This is a genomic window from Clostridia bacterium, assembly GCA_014360065.1.
Classification (GTDB): Bacteria; Bacillota; DSM-521; order Neomoorellales; family JACIYF01; genus JACIYF01.
Window position 1 is genome coordinate 1 of the sequence record JACIYF010000209.1, and the last position, 2,469, is coordinate 2,469.

The 2,469-nt window shown below is 57.2% G+C and carries 2 protein-coding genes; both read left to right on the forward strand.

Annotated elements, in window-relative coordinates; all coding sequences use genetic code 11:
• Positions 1-1,280: murein biosynthesis integral membrane protein MurJ (gene murJ / locus H5U02_15075; protein ID MBC7343742.1), on the forward strand; the 1,280-nt coding region annotated here is incomplete at its 5' end.
• A 104-nt stretch (positions 1,281-1,384) separates the two neighbouring features.
• On the forward strand, positions 1,385-2,469 hold a 1,085-nt coding region (locus H5U02_15080), incomplete at its 3' end, for a hypothetical protein (protein ID MBC7343743.1).

Below are 2,469 nucleotides of genomic sequence, written 5' to 3' on the forward strand. Positions count from 1 at the left end.
TTCTTCTGGTCATGGTGGTGTTCATGGGCCTTTCCGGGTGGGCCGGTGCCCTGCTCAATTCCCACCAGCGTTTTGCTGCCAATGCTGCCATTGGGCTTCCCTACAACCTTATCATGATTAGCGCTATCATCTTGGCTGGAAGACACTGGGGTATTGCCGGGGTGGCCTGGGCCACGGTACTGGCTACCGCCAGCCAGTTTCTGATCCAGGTCCCCAGCATTTGGCAGTTACGGTTGCCTTATCGCCCGGCAGCCAACTTTCGCCATCCAGGTGTTATTAAAATGCTTTCATTGGCTGGCCCGGTATTAATCGGCGTGGGCGCATCCCAGCTCAATACCATTGTTGACCGCATGCTGGCTTCGGGTCTTATGGTGGGAAGCATCTCTGCCCTAAACTATGCGCTTAGGCTTATGGGCCTCCCCCAAGGGCTATTGGGCACACCCATCGTCACGGTGCTGTATCCGCGCCTGGCCGAGAAGGGTACTGCCGGCGACTACGAAGGGTTTCGGGATCTCTTGGCCCGCGGCTTGGGGATCCTGGCTTTCCTAATGATCCCCCTGGCGGCTGGGCTGGTGGTGCTGCGCCAGGACATTGTCTCTCTGGCCTTTCAAAGGGGTGCCTTTGACGCTACCGATACTGCTATGACTGCCTTTGCTCTCCTTTTTTACAGTCTCGGGCTACCCTTTATCCTTTTCCGCGACTACTTGGCCCGAGCTTGCTACGCTCTCCAAGATGCAGTAACCCCCATGTGGACCGGCCTCCTAACCGTAGGTATGAATATTGTCTTCAACCTCATCCTGGTCCGCTATCTTGCCCACGGTGGCCTGGCTCTGGCTACCTCGTTGGCCAACTTATGCGGAGCGGCAGCGGTACTCATCATCCTTCGGGCTCGCCTGGGTGGCATCGGTGGCGCCAAGCTGGCTGGCAGCTTGGCTCGCATCCTGGTGGCGGCGGCAGCCATGGCGGGCGTGGTCTGGGGACTGGATGCTGGGGGATTACATGGTACCGGGTGGCCCTTGCTGGCCCCGCTTCTTACTAGTGCGCCTGGCGCCGGAGGAGTGGCCGTTTTTGCTACGGTCCTGATAAGACTTCTGCTGCTGGTTCTGGTTGGAGGAGTAGTTTACTCTGTCGCGGCCTACTTTTTGCGTTCACCTGAAATGGACTACTGCCTCGAACTCTTATGGCAGGCCCTGGATCGGATAATCCCGCCCAAGACCCAGGAGCGTTTACCGCGAGGACTTAAGATGCGGCTTAAGGCTGCCGTACTAAGGGAGAAGTGATGTTGAATCCCCTCGTTGCCAAAGCCGGGATGCCTATGGTAGCTAGACACATGACGCGGCGGTACGGACTAGGCGGGATTAAGCATACAAAAGGAGTACCCTCTATGGTGCCATATTCTACAACAATACGAGAACTCATACCGAAATGCCTGTCGCTGCTAGGCAGGTTTGCCGCGAGCAAGGAAGCCTCGCATCAAATCGGTAACATGGCTCTCCTGCCATACCGCCTTGCCGTGGCCAATACCTTTGCTGAGGTGCCGGAGCCTGTGATGGGTCTGGAGGGATTGTTTCCCCTTGTGGAGCAGGCGATTGTGGAGGACCACCGCTTCCAACTGTTTCGCCGTCAGCTCTTGGAGGATGAGCGGTTTAACGACGTTTTCCCTGTCGCGGAAAGGGACGCCATCGGCGCCGACATATTCATGCCTGGCAGCTTCCTCATCTCAGTCCTGTGGCGCTACCTGGTGCTCAAGGGTGGACTGGCCTGGCAGCCGGATCTACTGGATGAAATTTTGGAGCGCAGCCGGGAGGCATGGGAACGGCAAGGGTTTCGGTTGACTCTTAGCTTTCCTTTGTTTGGGCTTTCTGGTGCCGCAAAAGTGCCGGAAATTGCCTTTTCGGGAGGCTGGTTCCTTCGCCCTTTGAGCGATTCCGATAGGGCCAGACTGGACCGGGTGCGCCCGTACGTAAGCTGGCCCAGCACTATGGTTTACAGCGGTGAGGCCCCGCCGGTGTTGGGCTATACCCTGGTGCTTGAGGATTATTTTGTCTCCTTCAATGACTTCGCCGCGGGATGGGATATGTTGCAACCGGAAAAGTTGCCGGTGCGTGAACTCGAGCACATACTGGCCATCTTGCAAACTGCCACCAGCGTAGGTACTTTTGGCCGGTGGTATTCCATCTATACCCCGGTAGCATTCTTCCACACTGCGGATTGGGCGGCCAACCCCTTTGGCAACCCTTTTGGCCCCAACTACTTTTGGTCCTTCAGCCACTCTATGTCCATGCGGGAGTGGTTTGCGGCTCCGGTGGGATGGGAGGCGTGGGTGGAGAGGATGTACGCCTTCGTTGAGAGCGCCCCCAAAGAAACTCAACAGCGCTACCGTGCTGCTCTCCGATGGTTCAGGGAGGCGGTTGATGCTCATCGTGCGGAAGACCGGTTGATGAAACTGTTCATTGCTTTGGAGCTACT